1 protein-coding gene is annotated in these 502 nt (G+C 74.5%); it reads left to right on the top strand.

What is annotated here, in order from left to right; translation table 11 throughout:
* Positions 1 to 79: 79 nt before the first annotated feature.
* Positions 80 to 502, top strand: a 423-nt coding sequence (locus tag C1J00_RS44080; RefSeq protein ID WP_102914285.1) for a bifunctional DNA primase/polymerase, incomplete at its 3' end; no start/stop codon positions are given.

Raw genomic sequence — 502 nt, 5'->3', positions numbered from 1 at the left:
ACTCCCTCCCACCCCCTCCTGTCCCGATTTCCCGCAACCCTCGGGAACCGGGCGCTCACGCCGGGTAGACCTGGATCCCATGAGCAGCGCATGGAACGCCTCCGATGTCACCCCGGACGGGGCCGCCTGGCTCGCCTCGGCAGGAACGTATCCGCGAAGCACGCTCGCCCTCTGGGAGGAGCGGCCGGACGCACCGGTCGTGCTGCCCTGCGGGGCGGTCTTCGACGTCGTCAGCGCGCCGTCGACGTTCGGCCGGCGAATGCTCGACCGGCTGTGGGACGACGGCCCGGGCTCGGGCCCGGTCGCGGAGTTCCGGGGGCGGATCCTGCTGTTCGCCGCCCCGGGGACGGCTCAGCGGCTCCCCGCCCTGCTGGAGTGGGAGGAGTGGGGCGCGCGGGACAGCCGGGACACCAGCCGGACGGACGCGGTGCCGCCGCTGCTCTGCCATGGCACCGGCGACGCCGTGACCGTCCCTGCTCCGTCGGAGAGCACCGCCCCCACC

Origin of the sequence: Streptomyces cahuitamycinicus (assembly GCF_002891435.1) — a bacterium.
Classification (GTDB): Bacteria; Actinomycetota; Actinomycetes; order Streptomycetales; family Streptomycetaceae; genus Streptomyces; species Streptomyces cahuitamycinicus.
This window is presented reverse-complemented; position numbering and strand designations above follow the sequence as displayed.